The 12,186-nt window shown below is 29.3% G+C and carries 10 protein-coding genes; 8 read left to right on the top strand and 2 right to left on the bottom strand.

Features of this window, described 5'->3' with window-relative positions; genetic code table 11:
- The first annotated feature begins 24 nt into the window (after positions 1-24).
- The 7 genes from ACQPVP_RS00705 to ACQPVP_RS00675 all read left to right on the top strand — a co-directional run bounded on the left by ACQPVP_RS00705 (position 25) and on the right by ACQPVP_RS00675 (position 8,606).
- Complete coding sequence (locus ACQPVP_RS00705; protein ID WP_430846267.1) at positions 25-915, top strand: carbohydrate ABC transporter permease; 891 nt, start codon at positions 25-27, stop codon at positions 913-915.
- 127 nt (positions 916-1,042) lie between these two features.
- Positions 1,043-2,719: an ABC transporter substrate-binding protein gene (locus ACQPVP_RS00700; protein WP_430846265.1), complete on the top strand. Its 1,677-nt coding sequence runs from the start codon at positions 1,043-1,045 to the stop codon at positions 2,717-2,719.
- Between the two features lie 219 nt (positions 2,720-2,938).
- Positions 2,939-3,742 carry an HAD family hydrolase gene (locus ACQPVP_RS00695; RefSeq protein WP_430846263.1) on the top strand — a complete coding sequence of 268 codons (804 nt, stop codon included), beginning with the start codon at positions 2,939-2,941 and terminating at the stop codon, positions 3,740-3,742.
- Positions 3,743-3,890: 148 nt separating this feature from the next.
- Positions 3,891-4,796 carry a Gfo/Idh/MocA family protein gene (locus ACQPVP_RS00690; protein WP_430846261.1) on the top strand — a complete coding sequence of 302 codons (906 nt, stop codon included), beginning with the start codon at positions 3,891-3,893 and terminating at the stop codon, positions 4,794-4,796.
- 318 nt (positions 4,797-5,114) lie between these two features.
- Positions 5,115-6,242 (top strand): ABC transporter ATP-binding protein, encoded by a 1,128-nt coding sequence (locus ACQPVP_RS00685; protein WP_430846259.1) that lies wholly within the window; start codon positions 5,115-5,117, stop codon positions 6,240-6,242.
- Positions 6,242-7,831 carry a glycine betaine ABC transporter substrate-binding protein gene (locus ACQPVP_RS00680; protein ID WP_430846257.1) on the top strand — a complete coding sequence of 530 codons (1,590 nt, stop codon included), beginning with the start codon at positions 6,242-6,244 and terminating at the stop codon, positions 7,829-7,831. The genes ACQPVP_RS00685 and ACQPVP_RS00680 overlap by 1 nt, the downstream gene beginning before the upstream one ends.
- Positions 7,832-8,006: 175 nt before the next feature.
- The gene (locus ACQPVP_RS00675) at positions 8,007-8,606 is read left to right on the top strand and encodes an AAA family ATPase (RefSeq protein WP_430842509.1); all 600 of its coding nucleotides are present in this window, start codon (positions 8,007-8,009) and stop codon (positions 8,604-8,606) included.
- 81 nt (positions 8,607-8,687) lie between these two features.
- Here ACQPVP_RS00675 and ACQPVP_RS00670 read toward each other — a convergent pair whose 3' ends face one another.
- On the bottom strand, positions 8,688-9,083 hold the full coding sequence (locus ACQPVP_RS00670; protein WP_430846255.1) for an HI0074 family nucleotidyltransferase substrate-binding subunit: 396 nt from the start codon (positions 9,081-9,083) through the stop codon (positions 8,688-8,690).
- Complete coding sequence (locus ACQPVP_RS00665) at positions 9,070-9,387, bottom strand: nucleotidyltransferase domain-containing protein (protein WP_430846253.1); 318 nt, start codon at positions 9,385-9,387, stop codon at positions 9,070-9,072. The genes ACQPVP_RS00670 and ACQPVP_RS00665 overlap by 14 nt, the downstream gene beginning before the upstream one ends.
- Before the next feature lie 239 nt (positions 9,388-9,626).
- Here ACQPVP_RS00665 and ACQPVP_RS00660 point away from each other — a divergent pair, with 239 nt between their 5' ends.
- Positions 9,627-12,179: a glycoside hydrolase family 3 N-terminal domain-containing protein gene (locus ACQPVP_RS00660; protein WP_430846250.1), complete on the top strand. Its 2,553-nt coding sequence runs from the start codon at positions 9,627-9,629 to the stop codon at positions 12,177-12,179.
- The last annotated feature ends 7 nt before the right edge of the window (positions 12,180-12,186 follow it).

Genomic DNA, 12,186 nt, shown 5'->3' with positions numbered 1-12,186 from the left:
GCAAAGCCATAGGAGGAACGAGAAATGAAGTTTAAAAAGAAAAAAGGTAAAATAGAAGTTTTTGATATAGTATTAGTTATATTTATGATTTTTGTCTTAGTAATTACTTTATATCCATTTTTAAATGTACTAGCTATATCCCTAAATGATGCTTCAGATACAGTTAAAGGTGGAATACACATTTGGCCAAGGGAATTTACATTACAAAACTACAAAGAAATATTTTCAGGCAGCAGTAAATTACCAAGAGCCTTTGTTAACTCAGTATTAAGAACTGTAATAGGAACAGTAACTGGTGTATTAGCCACTACAATGGTAGCTTATACTTTAAGCAGAAGAGATTTCATATTCAATAAATTCGTTACTTTACTATTTATAATTACAATGTATGTAGGTGGAGGATTAATTCCAGAATACTTAGTAGTTAGAAAGCTAGGTTTAATAAATAACTTTGCAGTATATATTTTACCAGGACTTATTTCAGCATTTAATGTTATAGTAGTAAGAGCATTTATGGATGGATTGCCAGAAGCTTTATATGAATCAGCAGAAATAGATGGAGCTAATGATTGGGTTGTATTTAGAAAAATAGTATTCCCATTATGTTTACCAGTAATAGCGACAGTAGCTTTATTTATAGCAGTTGGACAATGGAATAGTTGGTTCGATACATATATTTATGCAAGAACTAACGATAGCTTAACTACATTACAATACGAGCTTATGAAGATTATGGACAATGCAGCAACAACAGTAGACATTCACAATCCAACATTACAAAATGCAGCAAGATCTAATCCAGAATCTATAAAAATGGCAATAACAATAGTTGCAACATTACCAATACTAATGGTTTATCCATTTGTACAAAAATACTTTGTTTCAGGAATGACATTAGGAGCAGTTAAGAGTTAGGACTAGGTATTTAAATAAATTATAATGTTAAACACAAGGTTTCTATGGGTTTTTGTTAGAAAACTTTGTTTATATAAATTCTAAAATTATGGATTCCAAGGGGAAAATAAAATTTAGGAGGGTAAATATGAAAAGAAGAAAAGTATTAACTTTACTTTTAGCAGGTTTAATGACTACAACAGTTTTTGCTGGATGTGGTAAGAAAGGAGACGATAGCTCTAGTGCTTCAGGGGAAATGGATAAGTCACCAATTACATTTACCATCTTTTCAGCAGATTTAACTGAAGATATACCATTTACTGATGATGTTGCTAAAAAGATTACAGAATTAACAGGAGTAACATTAAAGTTTGAGCATCCAGTAGCAGGAGATACTCAAGCAGTTCCACTTATGATAGCAAGTGGAGAATATCCAGATATGATTTATGCAAAGGGAGATACTTCGAAGTTAATTGACGCAGGAGCAATTATTAAATTAGATGATTATATTGAAAAAAGTGGAGATAACTTAAAAGCTTTATACGGAGATCAATTAAATAGATTAAAATATAGTAATGAAGATCCATCAATTTATTCAGTAGGTACTTATGGAGTTACTCAAAAAGTATTTGATCCTTCAGGAACTATGCAACTTCAACATCAAGTTCTTAAAGAAATGGGATATCCAGAAATAAAAACTATCTATGATTATGAAGAAGTTATGAAGGAATATCTAGAAAAGAACCCTACAACTGAAGATGGACAACAAAGAATAGGGTTATCTTTAATGGCAAGTGACTGGAGATGGTTAATTACAGTAGGAAATATATCATCTCTTGCAGCAGGTATTCCAGATGATGGACAATTTTCTGTAAACGATGAAACTGGAGAAGCAACTTATAAATTCTTATTACCAGAAGTTAAAGAATACTTTAAGTGGTTAAACCATATGAATGATATTGGATTATTAGATCCAGAATCCTTCACTCAAAAGGAAGATACTTATAAAGCTAAGATAGCAGCAGGAAGAGTAGTTGGATTATCAGATGCTTATTGGGATTATCAATCTGCAGCAATTAGTTTAGTTGGAGAAGGAAAAGAAGAGCAAACTTATGCTAGATTGCCAGTAGTTATAGACGATAGCAAACAAAAAGACCAAACTTTAAAAGATTATGGATTTAGTGGTGGTTGGGGAATTACAATTTCATCAAGTTGTAAAGATCCAGAAAGAGCATTCGAATTCTTAGATTGGTTAGCATCAGATGAGGCACAAGTTTTATTAAACTGGGGTATAGAAGGCGTTCACTATAAAATTAATGATGAAGGCAAGAGAGAATTTTTACCTGAAGTCCAAGAACAAAAAAATACAGATCCAGACTTTTCAAAGAAAACAGGAGTTGGACAATATGTTTATCCATTCCCACAAAGAGGAGTTGGAGCTTTAGATTCAAATGGAGATAGTTATTCAACAACTACTATAGAAAGCATGACAGCAAACTATAATAGTGCAGAAAAGGAAACATTATCAGCTTACGATGCAGAAGCGTGGCCAGATTTATTCCCAACAGCAGAAGAACTTGGAACTTCTAATCATGGACAAGTATGGCAATTAAATATTCCAAGTGATAGCGATATGGCTATAATTCAAAAGAAAGCTGATGATTATATTCAACAAGCAGCAACTCAAGCAATTTTAGGAAAACCAGAAGATTTTGATAAGGCTTGGGATGAAATAGTTGCAACATTAAAAAGTTATAAAATAGATGAATTAAATCAAGGAATTACAGATTTAATTAAAGACAGATTAGAATTATGGAATAACTAAGTTAACCTTCCAAATAATAAAGCCCCAGGGAACCTAAAAGGGTAACCTGGGGTATTTAATTATATTTTTAACTCTTTAGAAAGTTATAAGAATTTTATTTTTTAATAACTATTTATAATTTTCTTTCTTCAATTTTGGAGCGTACCTATTAATTTTTATATATCTTTGGTACTATATAATTGTAGATTATTAAAAGCTTTGAGGTACGAGGAGGAAGTTATGGAGAATAAAGGAGTAGTATTTTTTGATGTAGATGGAACATTAATAGATTGGACAAAGCAAATATATGCACCAACAAAAGCAACTAAGGATTCTATAGTAAAGCTAAGAGAAAATGGTTATTTAACAATATTAGCAACGGGAAGACCTAAAAATTGTATAGATGAAGGGATACTTGATTTAGGATTAAATGGATATATAGCTTCAAATGGAGCTTATGCAGAAATAGATAATAAGGTTTTATTTAATGAAACTTTAGATAATAAGGAACTTAAAGTATTACTTGATTTTCTAGAAGAAAAAAATGTTGTATATATGCTTGAAGGTCAAGAATATAACTATGTTTTAGATATTAATAATGAAAAAATAGCAAATCTTATAAGAGACGTAAAGTTAAAAAGAGAAAACTTTACTGAAGATTGGGATAAGGAAACAGTTAAAGTTAGTAAGATAATAGCAGTAGCTTATGATGAAAAATCTTTTGATTTAGTTTGCGAAAGATTTAAAAAAGAAGGATATGCATTTATGTCAAACATAAGCAATGGTGGACTTTTTGAAATTTATAAGGCTAAGTATACAAAGGGATATGGTGTAGATCATTTATTAAAGTTATTAGATATAAGTAAAGATAATGCCTATGCCTTTGGTGATGGCGAAAATGATATAGAAATGTTCCAATCTGTAAAGTATGGAATTGCCATGGGTGGATATCATGAAAGATTAGAACCATATGCGTATGACTTTACAGAAGAAGTTGCAAATGAAGGAATAGAAAAGGGACTAATTAAATTAGGACTGATTTAGTGCTACGCACAATGAAGAATGTAAAATGTAGAATGTAGAATAAAGGATTAAGTTCCTTCGGAATTTATAAATTTCATAATTCAGCTCGTCTGAATTATTTCAACTTTAATTATTAATTGATGCCTTTGGCATCTTAAAGGGGGTTATTATGAGAGTTGCAATAATTGGTTTAGGAGCTATTGCTAAAAAAGCGTATATGCCAATTTTATCAGCTATGGAAGATGTAGAACTTTTAATTTCCACAAGAAATAAAGAGGTTTTACGAGAAGTATCTAATAAATATAAAATAGATAGAGCATATAGTAAGTTGGAAAATTTGCTAAAAGAGGATATTGATGCAGCTATAGTTTCAACTCATGCAGATGGGCATTACGAAATAGCTAAAAAGTTATTAGAAAAAGGCATTAATATCTATATAGACAAGCCGATAACTTATAACCTTGAAAAAAGTATGGAAATTGAAGCTCTTGCAAAAGAAAAGAATCTAATTGCTATGGTAGGATTTAATAGAAGGTTCTGTCCAAAAGTTAGGGAACTTAAATCTAAGGGAAAAGCAGAGATTATAGTAATGGAGAAAAATAGAGAGTATCCAGCAGGAGATAGTAGAAGATTTATTGTAGAAGATTTTATCCATGTTGTTGATACTTTAAGATTTTTAATGGATGAAGAAATTAAAGATATGGATATTAATTTTCTAAAAGAAGGAAATAATCTGAATAATGTAGTAGTTACATTTAAAGGTGATAAGACTACAGCTATAGGAATAATGAATAGAAATGCAGGCATAACAGAAGAAAATATAGAATACATGATAAAAGGCAATAAATATGTAGTTGAGGATTTAGTAGATAGCTTTGAAGTAAACAATAGGGGAAAAGTTAAGACTACTTATGGAGGATGGGAAAATACTTTATATAAAAGGGGATTTGAAGATATAATTAACCACTTTTTATCCTCAGTAAAGGAAGGAAAGAAACCAAATCCATCAATTGAAGATTCAATAATAACACATAAAATTTGTGAAGATATAGTAAATTATACAGTTAATAATTAGATAAAAGATATCTAGAAACTTTAATTCAGTTTTAAAGTGTAGTTATTAATTTTGATATGACTTAGAAAAATTAATAATTCCCATGAATGAGAAATTATTATCTTTAGTTTATAGCAGTAAATATTTTGTATTAAAGCCACTTGGAAGTCGCAATAGAGCGGTAATACAACGTATTTACTGCTTTTTTACTCTTTAGAAAATTATTACTAAATTATGTAATAAAGAATATACAATAAAGTAGAAATATTCAAAAAACTTTGACAGACTGACAACTTAATGATATTATAAAAGTTGTTGACAGATAAAGGGAGGAATTTTATGATAGAATTTAGAAATATTAAAAAAAGTTATAAAAATAATGTTATCTTAGATGATTTCAATTTGAAGATAGATAAAGGTAACTTAGTTGTTTTAATTGGTTCCAGTGGCTGTGGTAAAACTACATTACTAAAAATGATAAATAGATTAATTGAAGCAACTTCAGGTGATATATTAGTAAATGGTAAAAATATCAGAGATATAGATCCAATCAAATTAAGAAGAAGTATAGGTTATGTTATTCAACAAACTGGATTATTTCCTCATATGACAGTAAAAGAAAATATAGAGATAATTCCAAAGCTTATTGGTAAGGATCAGGAAGATATAGAAAAGAAAACAGATGAATTATTAAATATGGTTGGATTAGATCCAGAAAAATATAGTGATAGATATCCAGTAGAATTAAGTGGTGGGCAACAACAAAGGGTTGGAGTTGCAAGAGCATTTGCAGCAGATGCAGAAATAATTTTAATGGACGAACCATTTAGTGCTTTAGACCCAATAACAAGAACGGAACTTCAAGAAGAGCTTTTTAATATTCAAAGAGAATATAAGAAAACAATAGTTTTCGTTACTCATGATATGGATGAAGCTCTTAATTTAGCAGATAAAATATGTATTTTAAAGGACGGAAAAATCCTCCAATATGATACTCCAGAAGATATATTAAAAAATCCTGCTGGTGAATATGTTGAAGAATTTGTTGGTAAGAATAAAATTTGGACAAAACCTGAAATGATAAAAGCAGTAGATGTTATGATTCCAAATCCAATAACAGTGAACCCTAAGAGAAATCTTCTTCAAGCAAGTCAAATAATGAGAGAAAAGAAGGTTGATAGTTTACTTGTAATAAATAAGCAATATCAGCTTTTAGGATATATAACATTGGAAATAATAAGGAAAGCAGAAAATAAAAATGTTCTAGTAGAAGAAATGATGAATAAAGAACCTATTTGTGTTTGTGGAGATAAGAGTTTACCAGAGTTATTAGAAGTATTTAATAATTTACAAAAAGGATATTTACCAGTTTGTGATGATACTGGAAGACTTTCAGGACTAGTTACAAGAAGTAGTTTAATATCAGTTTTAAGTAGTCAATATATAGAGATAGGAGGTAATAATTAATGAATAACTTTATAGAACAATTAATGACAAAGAAATCAGAAATTCTATCACTATTAATTGAACATATAGAGCTTACTATAGTTGCAGTATTGATAGCAGTAGTTATAGGTGTACCTCTAGGGATTGTGATAACTAGAAATAAAAAATTGGCAAGTGGAGTAATTGGAATAGCTAATTTAACACAAGCCATTCCAAGTTTAGCTATTTTAGGATTCTTAATTCCAATTATAGGTATAGGGTCAGCACCAGCTATAACGATGGTTGTCTTATATTCTATGTTGCCTATAATTAAAAATACTTATACAGGAATTACAAATATTAATCCAGATATGTTAGAAGCAGCAAAAGGCTTGGGAATGACAAGTGGACAAACATTAAGATTAATAAAGATTCCGCTAGCAATGCCAGTAATTATGGCAGGAATAAGAATGGCAGCAGTTACAGCAGTTGGACTTATGACTATTGCAGCCTTTGTAGGGGCAGGTGGACTTGGATATCTAGTGTTCTCGGGAATTCAGACTGTTGATAATAACTTAATTTTATTCGGAGCAATTCCAGCAGCAATCTTAGCATTATTAATAGACTTTATAACAGGAAAAATAGAAGATGTAACTATGCCAAATGGAATTAAAAAGTCTGATGGAACTATGAAGGTGAAGAGAAATAAAATGTCTAAGGCTAAAAAGAGAGTAGTTATAACTGCAACTTCATTAGCAGTAATTGTATGTTTGGGATTTGTTATAATTCCAAAAGCCTTATCTAAAAATGATAAAACAATAGTAATAGCTTCAAAAAATTATACTGAACAACTTATTTTAGGAAATATATTATCAGAGTTTATTAAAGATAATACTGACTTGGATGTAGTAGAAAAGTTTAATTTAGGTGGTAGCCAAGTTACCTTTAATGCTCTTAAGTCAGGAGCTGTAGATTTATATGTAGAATATTTAGGAACAGGATATGTAAGTATATTAAATATGGCAGAGCCAAACTCTAATAGAGATGAAGTATATGATATAGTTAAAGATAGATTTAAAAGTGACTATAACTTAGAAGTTTTAAATCCATTAGGTTTTAATAATACCTATGCTATGGCAGTAACACAAGAAACAGCAGAAAAATATAATTTAAAAACAGTATCAGACTTAGCAAAGGTAGCAAATGAATTAATAATTGGACCAACTATAGAATTTCCAAATAGAGAAGATGGTTTAATTGGATTAGAAAAAGAATACAATATGAAATTTAAAGATGTTAAAGCTATTGATGGTGGATTAAGATATACAGCTTTAGTAAATAATGAAACGCAAGTAATAGATGCATTTACAACAGATGGGCTTATAGATAAATTCAATCTAGTAATTTTAGAAGATGATAAGAACTTCTTTCCGCCCTATGATGCAGTTACAGTTGTAAGAGAAGACACTTTAGAAAAATATCCTGAACTTAGAGAAGTTATTGGAAAGTTAGATGGAAAGTTAACAGAGGAGAAGATGAGAAGGCTAAACTATGAAGTAGATATAAATAAGAGAGATGTAAAAACAGTAGCAATAGAATTCTTAGAATCAGAAAAACTGATTAATAATTAAGAATGCAAAATGAAGAATTATTGATATAAAATTTTTAGCTTCACAATTATTACTAATCACAAAACATGAATATTCCCTTCAATATACATTGAAATTATCGTAAATTATTGTTATAATGAATATCTGTTTTAAAAAATAATTTACTTTTAGATAGAATTTTTTTGGAGGGTTTACTATGCCAAAGAGAATTGCCATTTTGGGTGGTCCAAGATGTGGAAAAACTACACTAATACAACAGCTTTATGTTGAGATGAAAATTAGAGATTTAAATGTTGGAGTAGCAACAGAGTATAGCACTGATTATTTAAGAGATAAGGGAATGATAGAAAATATAGCAGAGCAATACGGCATATATTTAGGACAACTTCACTTAGAAGACAGCTTAAATGAATTTGATTATGCAATAACTGATTATGCAACTTTTGTTCCATACATATATGGTAGATTTATGCTTGGAGATAAAAAGAGAACAACTAAAGAAATCGAAATATTAAAAGACTTATACATCTTAGCTTTAAGAGACTTACCAAAATACGATCATATATTCTTTGTGCCAAGAGAGTTTGGGTATACTAAGGATGGAGTAAGATGGCAAGATGAAGAAGTAGCAAAAGCAGTGGACAACGCTATATTAAGTTTCTTAGAAGCAGAAAATGTTAGATATACTATAATAACAGGATCGACAAAAGAAAGATCAGAAAAGATTTTAGAAATGCTGAATCTTTCAGAAGAATTAGAAGAAAAAGACGTTAAATTAGATATGGCAACAAAGTAATAAAAATTAAGAGTAAAGAATTAAGGAAATAGCTCAGCTTTGGCTGAGCTATAATTTTTCATATTACTATATCTATTTAATTTACAAAAGCTTTTCTAAATTATCTATTAGCTCACTAATAGCATAAACATATTCATTAGCTATTCTATTAGCAATTTCTTTAGCCATATCTTCATTATAAATATGGGAAGTTGAATTTCTATCTTCTAAAAGATTAATCCAAACTTTATCATCGGAAATCAAATTATTAACATATGCTTTTTTAAATATTGTTCTTGGAAAAGAGTTTTCCAAAGTAACACCTAAGTATTTCATAAATTCTTTTAAAGTTTTATGAGTTAGTTCATAAGTAAATTCAAATCTTTGTATTAAAGAATCCCTAATAATATCATTATTTCCATCATATATGTCATTAACTTCTTTAAGTTTAACGTAAGCTTTCTTTAAATTCATATATTTAAATTCAATACTTCTCATATATAGGTATTCCCTCTCTTTCAACTTGCTCTATAAAGAAATCATCATTTACTTCAGACATATTAGTAAAATCGAATTCTAGTAATGTAGGAGTATTATTTTCTATATCATAAATAAAATCTAATAAACTAGATGAATTATTTTCAATGTATATCGCTAAATCTATATCGCTTTTTGGTGAATTATCTTTTCTAGCTCTAGAACCAAATAAGAGAATTTTTCGTATATTTTTATATTTGCTTGCTATTTCATAAATTTCTTTTACTATTTCTTTATCTAAATTAAATTCAAAGTTAGTAATCAAAAACTCACCCCCTATAGTTATAGAAAAATACTATTTTCTATAATATTATATACATAATTCTATATTAATTAAACATAATTCATTAAAAGTTTTTTGATGTATTCAATATTAAATAAATTCAAAATAATTATGTCGTAAAAGTTAAAATGAAAACGATTGAAAGTACCGATGTTTGTTGGTATAATTTTACTTAGAAGGTAAAATAGACTTTCAAATATTTAAGGGGATGAGAGAGAAATATGAAAAAGAAAAAGATATTATCAATCATAAGTGCTTTAGCTTTAACAACTACATTAATATTTGGAAATATTAAATTTGTAAATGCAGATACTTTAAATTCAAAGGCTGAGGCTGAGAAAATAGTAAGTGAAATGACTCTAGATGAAAAAATAGGTCAAATGTTAATGCCTGATTTTAGACAATGGAAGCAAGAAGGGCAAAGTACAGTTCAAGATTTTACTGAAATGAATAATGAAGTAGCAGGAATTATTGATGAGTTTGATTTAGGTGGAGTTATATTATTTGCACAAAATGTTAAGACAACAGAACAAACAGCTAAGTTAACTTATGATATTCAACAGGTTGCAAAAAATGATGAAGATGGTAATTTACCGTTATTAACTACAATCGATCAAGAAGGTGGAATAGTTACAAGACTAGGAACAGGGACTAACTTTCCAGGAAATATGGCACTAGGTGCTACTAAAAATGAGCAAAGTGCTTATGATACAGGAGTAGTTATTGGTAAAGAGCTTAATTCTTTAGGGATTAATGTTAATTTTGCACCTTCAGTAGATGTAAACAATAATCCATTAAATCCAGTTATAGGCTTAAGATCATTTTCAAGTAATGCAGATTTAGTAGCAAAACTTGGAGTTAAAATGATAGAAGGAATTCAAGATAATGGGGTATCAGCAGCAGCTAAGCATTTCCCAGGACATGGGGATACAGCTACAGATTCACATTATGGACTACCTAAGGTTGACAAATCATTAGAAGAATTAAAGGAAGTTGAATTAAAGCCATTCCAAGCAGCAATTGACAATGGTGTAGATATGATAATGACAGCTCATATTCAATTTCCACAAATAGAAAAAGATACTTATACATCAATAAAAGATGGACAAGAAATACAAATTCCTGCAACACTATCTGATGACATATTAACAGGTTTGTTAAGAGAGGATATGAATTTTGAAGGAGTTATTATAACAGATGCTCTTAATATGGCTGCTATTTCAGAAAATTTTGGAGAAGTTGAAACAGTGAAAATGGCATTTGAAGCAGGAGTAGATATAGCATTAATGCCAACAATATTAAGAAGTAAAGAGGATGTTCCAAAGCTTAGAGCAATAGTGGATGGTATTAAAGAAGCTGTTGCAAATGGAGAAATATCTGAAGAGAGAATTAATGAATCTGCAGAAAGAGTAGTGAAGTTAAAAATAGATAGAGGAATAATTGATATTGAAAATGATAATAGAACAGCTGATGAAGTAATAGAAAATGCCAAAAGTGTAGTTGGTTCACAAGAAAATAGAGATGTTGAAAGAAGAGTATCAGCAGAAGCAATTACAGTAGTAAAAAATGAAGAAAATATTCTACCATTAAATCCTAAAGAGGGGGAAAAGGTTCTTCTTATAGCTCCTTATGATAATGAATTACCAGGAATGAAATTTGGATTAAATAGATTAATTAAAGAAGGAAAGGTTAATTCAGTTGAATTAGATACTTATTGTTATAAATCAGAAGCAACAATGACAGATGAATTAAAAAGTAAAATTAATGAATCAGATTATATTGTAGTTTTATCAGAAATGGGTAATTACACGCATTTAAGTAGTACTCATTGGATAACAGCAATTCCAAATGAAGTTACAGCATATGCAAATGAATTAGATAAAGATTCAGTAGTTGTAAGTGTTGGTAAGCCATATGATGTGGCAGCACACAAGAATGCAAAGGCAGAAGTAATAGCTTATGGATATAAGGGAATGGACCCAACAGAAGCAGATGGAGGCTTATCTCCTGTTCAAGCTTTTGGGCCTAATATTCCAGCTTCAATTGAAGTTATTTTTGGAGCAGCAGAAGCAAGAGGAACTTTACCGGTTAGTATTCCAGTTGTAGATGAAAATGGATTGGCAAATCTAGAAGTAAATGCTTTTGAATATGGATTCGGTATTACTAATTTAACATCAGTAGGTACAACAAGTATCAATACAGTTGAGGAAGTTAAAAGTGGAGAAGAATTAGAAGTTAAAGTTACAATTGATGGAATAGAAAATTTAAAATCAGATAATTACATGGCAAAAATAAATTATAATAATAATGATTTTGAATTTATATCAATAAAATCTGAAGATGAAAATACTGAAATTAAAAATGTAAATTCAGAAGGTAGTCAAATAAATGTAGAACTATCTGATAAGGAAAGTACTACAAAGACAACTTTAATAGTAACTTTAAAAGCAATATCAAATGAAGATAAAGAATCACAAATAATAAGGTCATTAGAAGTATTAGATAATAAAGAAAGAACATTTAATACAGAATTAGAAAATAAAACTATAAAAATTAATAAAGTAGAAGAAACTAAACCAGAGGAAGAAGTTAAACCAGAAGAAGAGAATAAACCTGTAGATGAAATTAAGCCTGAAGCAAAGCCAGAAGATAATAAAGGAAAAGGCAACTTACCTAATACAGGAGCTGTAGTTGCACCAGTAGCAACAATTGCTGTAGGTATTGGCTTAGTAGCTGCAGGATTGATTTTAAATAAAAAGAAGAATAAAAAATAAATTTATA

The organism is Clostridium nigeriense, assembly GCF_050585265.1.
GTDB lineage: Bacteria > Bacillota > Clostridia > Clostridiales > Clostridiaceae > Clostridium > Clostridium nigeriense_B.
This window is presented reverse-complemented; position numbering and strand designations above follow the sequence as displayed.